The following is a 6,494-nucleotide window of genomic DNA, read 5'->3' as shown; positions in this document are numbered from 1 at the left end:
CGTCACACCGGCGTCACGCTGACACAGCACCCCGAGATAGCCATGTACCGACACGAACAATCACGTTCCGTCACCACCGAAAGTGCGCCAGAGCCAGTGACCGTACAGTCCCGTCGGCCGCCCGAAGGGGAAGCGGTCGATGGTGGGCGGGGTGATCAGGCTTCCCCCTCAGCCACCTACGGCCGCCAGCTGCACATGGCGATCATCCCGGAGCCGGAGTGCCTCCGCCGAAGGCTGGGGTTTCGTTGAATCGGATGAGTGTCCATCTGGGGGGTGGCCACTGTGTGGGGTCCTGGTCGGTGACCCATTCTGTTATCGAGGCGGGAGACACCTTCAGGTCGAAGGATCGGTAGATCGTCGTCTTGTCGTTTCCGATTTCAGCGGTGATCTGCTGGCCGAGTAGTGCGGCCTGTTCGCGGCCAGTATCGGTGAGGCCGCGGCATCCATTCGGGCCGCCTATCACGCCTTCTCTCTTGTGGAGGGAGTCTCCGTGGCGCACGAAGAGGAGCCGAGTTCGCATGCGGTGGATCATGTCAGAGGTTGGTAGTTGGACACCTGCGGCCGTGATGCGCTGATGGCGATGGAGCAAGGGTTGGGGCGGTGGAGCGGCGCTGGGGTCGGTGCGTTCGTTGGGTACGGCGAGCGTTGGCGACGGCTCCCATGAGCGGTTCGTGACGCAGCGCTGCAGGAACGTCGGCCTGTCCCAGGCAAGGCGGCGGTTCGACGCACTTCTGGCGCAGCTGAGGTCGGCCGGCTGCGCGGTGCTCGAAGCCGAGCAGGAGTTCGTGGTGCACGACGACAACCCGGGCATCCGACAACGGCTGGAACATCTACCGCAGCAGCACCATATGCAGCGCTTGTCGCGCGACGTTCGAGGCGCTACCCCCAGCGGACGACCTGAGCCAAGGCTCCAGGACGTTCAATGGCGGATCTTGCCGAATTGTTCTTATAGGGGATCAAGCGGCGGCGCGGCGCGCCGCCGTCCCGCGCTGCGCGTGCGGCCTGAGGGCCGTTCTCACGCGAGTGCTGCGCGGGGCATCGCCGTACGTCCGCCCCGCCGTACACCCTGAATCCGCCGACCGAGCGCCGCACCGCCGCACAGAGCTAGTGCCGCGACCGGATCGTTTGCGTTGTTGGACGGTTGTCGGCTGAGCAGCCGAAGGGGGCAGATCGCCGATTCGGTCGCGCCCCGCCAGTCGCGCTACCGCGGCTCTCTATCGACAACTTGGTATGGTGCCCAGGTTGCACCGCTTGGAGAGTATGGCAGCGCTCGAGGGAGAGGGCCAGGCGACGATGCAGGCGTCAGATGTCCCGCGTGCGGTGGCTGCGGCCATGTCGACCGCCTCCTCACTTGACCTGACAGTCGACGACGCAATCGTTCTTCATGACTCGAACAAGCTCACTCTGCGACTGCTGCCTTGTGACGTCCTGGCCCGGGTGGCACCTGTAGCGAATCAGGTCGCACGGTTCGAAGTCGAGCTTGCTCAGCGGCTCGCCGAATCCGGGTGCCCTGTGGCTGCTCTCGAGCCTCGAGTGGAGCCACGCGTCTATGAGCGCGATGGCTTCGTGGTCACGCTGTGGACCTACCACGAACCCGTGACACCTCGAGAGGTCTCACCAGCCGACTACGCCAATGCGCTCGAGCGGCTGCATGCCGGCATGCGCAAGCTCGATGTCCCGACGCCGCACTTCACGGATCGAGTCGAGCAGGCCCAACAACTCGTGGCGAGCCGCGATCACACTCCGGCGCTGGCCGACGCGGACCGGGAGCTGCTCGGCGAGACGTTACGAAGCCTGAGACGAGTAATCGGCGAGCGCGGCGGCGCCGAGCAGTTGCTGCACGGCGAGCCGCACCCGGGCAACGTGCTCACCACGAAGAACGGGCTGCTGTTCATAGATCTCGAGACGTGTTGCCGAGGGCCTGTCGAATTCGACCTCGCCCATGCGCCCGAAGAAGTCAGCGAGCACTATCCGGGTGTCAATCAAGCCTTGCTGCGCGAGTGCCGGATCCTCGTGCTGGCGATGATCACAACGTGGCGCTGGGACCGAGGCGACCAACTCCCGAACGGGCGCCAGCTGGGCACAGAGTGGCTCAGCCAGATCCGAGCAGCGCTCGATCGCCAAGGGCTGGATACCCATGGCTGATCGCGGGCCTTCGAGGTCGTAGCCGGCCACGCCGCTACCTCTTCACGGGGTGCGCTTCAAGCAGCCTCCGGCGGGGGCCTCAGACTCCGAGATGATCGCGACCAACATGGGGCAGTGGGTGGCTGACGCGGGCCGGATCTTCCCGCGGGATACGGGCGGGTACGTCTGCACAAGATCAGACCCGTGATCGCGTGCCAGATGCCACGGGAAACCAAGGGAAATCAGGGGCACTCACAGGTGATCAACGAGAAGGGCCCGCCACTGCATTTCCGCTGGTGAGGGCCCTCTTTTGCGTACGCTGAGCCGACGGTTTTACAGCGCGTGACCGTTCACACCCAGATACGCCGTCGACGACATAGGGACGGATCTGCGCGACGGCGTCCTCGGCGTCCTCGCGGGTGAGGAAGACGCCGGCACCAGAGATGTCAGGAACCTTGTGGGGGCCGCGGTCGACTCTGGTCATGACGAGGAAGGCCCAGCGGTGCCGATCACGTCGCGAGCGCGTCACCGAGTCGTCGGCGAGCGCCGTGATGAGGTCGTCGACGGAAGCGGCGTTGATGTTGGGATGCATGTGATCCAAGGGCTGATCCGGCCACAGCGGCCTGTCCGGATCGACGCTGGCGAAGTGGCTTTGACGGACGGGGTCGAGCACATCGTCTCGCCACCCGGTCCACGAGGCTGAAGACACCCTCTGACGTGCTCGGCGCGCGAGCCGCTCAACCGTACTCGCCATGTCATGGTGGCCGGATCCCAGTCCATCAGCGGCTTGAGCATCGCCACTTGGCGGTCGAACTCCTCAGCCGCCAGTCGTCCCGTAAACGACCGCTATTGGGACGGTCCCGTTCACGGAAGAGGAGTGGTCGATCGAAGCCTCGAGGCGAAGAAGATGACGGCCACGACGTCCGCAATGTCGGCCGCTTCCTCTAGATAGCTGATCATCACGATCGTGGTCGTGATCGTCGGCATAGCGTGGCCGTTCGCCGAAGATGGAACCTCCCTCCTTAGCCGAATCGTTGATCCCAGCGATGCCTGAAAGCGGAGGTGCCTTGTGGGCGGCAGAGCTACCGGAAAAAGGCACGGGTCGGTGGGATCTCATTCCCGGCAGTCGATGCGGAATCGCCTCTCCTCCATTTCCATTCACAGGCTGTCCGCGATCGCGCTGATCCTCGTGGCCATCGGCATATCGGTAGTGACCGTGAAGGACTACCGGGCCGTGGAGAGGTTGCGGGAACGCGGCGTTACCGCAACGGCCACTGTTGCCGATGTGAGGTACCACCGCAGTCTGACGTGGACGAATGATGTCGTGATCAGATACACCACGCGTGACGGTGTCCGCATCGAGGCGACCATCAGCTCCCATCGTTGGTCCGGGATCCTGTCGGTGGGCGAGAGCCATCAGGTGGTGTACGACCCCGCCGATCCAGAAGGCAACGTGATGGCCACGCGGGGCGATACCGTTCATGTCAGCCACGCGGTGGGAGGTGTCGCCGTCCTCCTGCTCGTTCTCGCGGCGGTTATGTTGTGGTGGCGGGGCGCGGATGCGTTCCGCCGGCGCTCAAGGTAGGTCGGCGATCTGACCGGCGACTTGGTGCAGCGCCGAGGTCTCCGCCCTGGCGCTGCACCTGGTCGCCGCGGCGATCGCCTACCTGAACACGGTGATGATCCAGATCGTGCTGCGCGATCCGGCCTGGCACAAGCGGCTGAGCCCGGCCGACCGGCGCGGCCTGTAGGCCCTGTTCTGGACCCACCTGAACCTGTACGGGCGCTTCGAGCTCGACACGAACCGGCGCCTGGAACTGGACGCTGTTTCGGCCTTCCCGCCGGAGTGACAGCCCCGCTGAGCCGGGACAGCCCCTTGATCTGGTGAAGGCCATGCGCTGGGCGGGTGGTGACTCGTGAGGCCGCTCATGGCCTCTGCATGAGCAGCGGGAAGGAGGCCGTCAGTGCCGGCGGCTGCCGAATTGCCTGAGCCATAGACGTTGCCATAGGCCCTGGTGGTGCCCCCGCCGTTGTCTAGCGGGATTGTTCAAGCTCGTGCCGGTAGGCGCCAAGGACGAGGCCATGGAAATGATGGACCGCATGCTCCGGCAACCCGGACCCGTTGGGATCGTAAACGATCTTCCCCTGAGTGAATGCAGGAGTACGCATTCCACGCTGGACGCTTTCCACCAAGGCGATGTCCTCCACCTGGAGAACCTCGTCGATGTACCGGATGCTGTCCAGCTCAGCCTCATTGGGCTCTGCGGTCTCCAGATAGAAGTCCCAGATCTCGTGTGTCCGTTCCGGGCCGTCAGGGATGATCTGCAACACCATGAAGTTCCCCCGGCCGGGATAACGCAGCAGACAGGTGTTGGGCCACAGCCACCAGACCGCGTGTTCGGTAACCGTCGCGCCTGACACGTCGTAGGCGGAATTCTCCGTCTTGCCGGCCTGGGCCATGTGGCTGGAGTAGATCCCATAGGTGGTGACCTTGTAGGTGCTCATGTCGACCAAGGACACGAAGTCCTTATGAGCCACGTGGCAGTGGTAGCACTCCAGGAAGTTGTCGACGACGTTCTTCCAGTTGGAGGCGATGGTGTAGGTGAGCCGGCGGGCGAGGGTCAGCTTGGCCACGTCCGGCGCCCGCGTCTCGATCTCCGTCTTCAGCTCCCCGGCCTGCTCAGTCAGGGGAGCCGCCTCGGGGTCGAGATTGACGTAGACCATGCCGCCGAACTCGGTGACCTGGATCTGGTCCAGGCGCACCGCGGAGGTGTCGAAGCCCGGCATGTCGCCGGCGTTGCGCGCTCGCCTCAGCCGGCCGGTCAGGTCGAAGTTCCAGGCGTGGTACGGGCACACGATGCTGCGTCGGACACCGGCCCCCGCCAGGAGTTCGTGCGCGCGATGCTTACACACGTTGTAGAACGCCCGCAGCGTACCTGCCTCGTCCCGGACCGCGACGATCGGCATCCCGGCCACCGTGCCCGTCACGTAGCTTCCCGGATCCCGCAGCTTCTCCACATGACACAACCACTGCCAGGTACGAGCGAAGATCGCCCGCTGGTCGACGTCGAACCACATCGGATCGGTGTAGGCGTCGGCGTGCAACGACATCGACAGCGTGGGGTCCGGATCGTATCCGGCCGAGATGCGATCAAGTGCGGGGGTCGAACCGGGAACCGACAGTGCACGCGTAAGCATCGTCGTCCCTCTGCGCTAATCCTTGTTCGCCGTGAGTGGATCAAGGTAGACCTGTCGAACCGCACTGTGATCTGATCTTCTAGGCCTGCCACAGGTTGTCTGCACATAGATGATCAGGTTTACGGGAAAGGGAGCCGATGGTTTCGACGTCATTAGGACCGGCGTACCACCGGTTATGGCTTGCGACGGTGCTGTCCAACCTGGGCGATGGGATTCGAATGGCTGTCAATCCCCTGAAAACGTGGAGACGGTTCTATGCCACAGCGGTCCTTAGCAGGGCCGATGAGGCTTTCCTCTTGTCGATCATGTGACGTTCGAATGTGATGGGCGACAGGCCGTCGTTGGCGCTGTGCCGCCGAGTGGTGTTGTAGAAGTCGGCGATCCAGGTGGCGATCTTCAGGCGCGCTTCGGTTCTGGTGCGGAACCGGTGGCGGTGCACGTATTCGACCTTGAGGGTGCTGTTGAGCGCTTCAGCTGCTGCGTTGTCGAGCGCGCAGCCCACGCGGCCCATGGACTGGACCACGCCCAGACGCCGGCATAGCTCCTGGTAGCGGGCCGCAGTGTATTCCGAGCCGCGGTCCGAGTGGAAGATCACGCCGTCGATGTCGCCGCCGCGGGTGGCCACCGCCATCTGCAGCGAGGCGCTGGTCAGCGCGGCGTCGTGGTGCCCGGACATGGCATAGCCGAGGAGCCGGCGGGAGAACAGGTCTTCGACCGTGGCCAGGTAAAGCTTGCCCTCGTCGGTGTCGATCTGCGTCACGTCGCCGCACCACAGCACGTCCGGCGCGACCGCGGTGAACCTCCGGCGGACCAGGTCCGGGGCGGCGGGCCGCTTGCCTTGCCGGGTCAGCGAGCGCGGCTTGCGGCGCACGCGAGCGACCAGGCCGAGCTCTGCCATCCGCGCCGCAACCGTATTCTCCGACACCCGCCAGCCCGCCTCATGCAGGTCACGGGTGATCCGCGGAGAGCCGTAGGTGCCGCCGGACGCCTCGAACGAGCGGGTGATCTCCACATCCAGGTCGGCCCGCCGACGTTGGCGGGCGGTCAGCTTGTCCTGGTCGATGCGGTTCTTCCACTTGTAGAACCAGGACTGCGACACACCTAATGCCCGGCAGGAGATGACGTGGTCGATGCCGTGCTCGGTCTTCTGGGAGCTGATGAAGGCCGCCACG

6 protein-coding genes are annotated in these 6,494 nt (G+C 64.8%); 2 read left to right on the top strand and 4 right to left on the bottom strand.

Features of this window, described 5'->3' with window-relative positions; translation table 11 throughout:
* Positions 1-202: 202 nt before the first annotated feature.
* On the bottom strand, positions 203-520 hold the full coding sequence (locus AB0J09_RS21090; RefSeq protein ID WP_360693381.1) for a phosphoglycerate mutase family protein: 318 nt from the start codon (positions 518-520) through the stop codon (positions 203-205).
* Between the two features lie 740 nt (positions 521-1,260).
* On the opposite strand from AB0J09_RS21090, the gene AB0J09_RS21085 reads away from it, so the two are divergent.
* Complete coding sequence (locus tag AB0J09_RS21085) at positions 1,261-2,145, top strand: aminoglycoside phosphotransferase family protein (protein ID WP_360693378.1); 885 nt, start codon at positions 1,261-1,263, stop codon at positions 2,143-2,145.
* 241 nt (positions 2,146-2,386) lie between these two features.
* Here AB0J09_RS21085 and AB0J09_RS21080 read toward each other — a convergent pair whose 3' ends face one another.
* Entirely contained in the window at positions 2,387-2,797 is a 411-nt protein-coding gene (locus AB0J09_RS21080; RefSeq protein WP_360693375.1) for a hypothetical protein, read from the bottom strand.
* Positions 2,798-3,253: 456 nt separating this feature from the next.
* On the opposite strand from AB0J09_RS21080, the gene AB0J09_RS21075 reads away from it, so the two are divergent.
* A complete protein-coding gene (locus AB0J09_RS21075) occupies positions 3,254-3,709 on the top strand; it encodes a DUF3592 domain-containing protein (RefSeq protein ID WP_360693372.1) in 456 nt (151 codons plus the stop codon).
* Between the two features lie 449 nt (positions 3,710-4,158).
* Here AB0J09_RS21075 and AB0J09_RS21070 read toward each other — a convergent pair whose 3' ends face one another.
* Positions 4,159-5,322, bottom strand: coding sequence for a ring-hydroxylating oxygenase subunit alpha (locus AB0J09_RS21070; RefSeq protein WP_360693369.1), 1,164 nt, complete (start codon positions 5,320-5,322; stop codon positions 4,159-4,161).
* A 253-nt stretch (positions 5,323-5,575) separates the two neighbouring features.
* Positions 5,576-6,493 (bottom strand): IS3 family transposase, encoded by a 918-nt coding sequence (locus AB0J09_RS21065; RefSeq protein ID WP_360693366.1) that lies wholly within the window; start codon positions 6,491-6,493, stop codon positions 5,576-5,578.
* Position 6,494 lies beyond the last annotated feature (1 nt).

The organism is Nonomuraea sp. NPDC049784 (assembly GCF_040659615.1).
GTDB lineage: Bacteria > Actinomycetota > Actinomycetes > Streptosporangiales > Streptosporangiaceae > Nonomuraea.
Note: the sequence above shows the minus strand (reverse complement) of the source record. Positions and strands in the feature narration are given on the sequence as shown.